The organism is Neisseria sp. HMSC078C12 (assembly GCF_001838065.1).
Classification (GTDB): Bacteria; Pseudomonadota; Gammaproteobacteria; order Burkholderiales; family Neisseriaceae; genus Neisseria.
Genome location: NZ_KV835602.1, coordinates 1 through 245, shown reverse-complemented (window position 1 = coordinate 245; position 245 = coordinate 1). Strand labels below are relative to the sequence as shown.

Annotated in this window: 1 pseudogene; it reads left to right on the top strand. The window is 46.9% G+C overall.

Annotated features, from left to right (window positions below):
* Window positions 1-245: pseudogene (locus HMPREF2596_RS04945) on the top strand (elongation factor Tu); the annotation flags it as partial.

Below are 245 nucleotides of genomic sequence, written 5' to 3'. Positions count from 1 at the left end.
GGTACTATCACTCCTCACACCAAATTCAAAGCAGAAGTATACGTACTGAGCAAAGAAGAGGGTGGCCGTCACACTCCATTCTTCGCTAACTACCGTCCACAATTCTACTTCCGTACTACCGACGTAACTGGTGCAGTTACTTTGGAAGAAGGCGTAGAAATGGTAATGCCGGGTGAGAACGTAACCATTACTGTAGAACTGATTGCACCTATCGCTATGGAAGAAGGTCTGCGCTTTGCGATTCG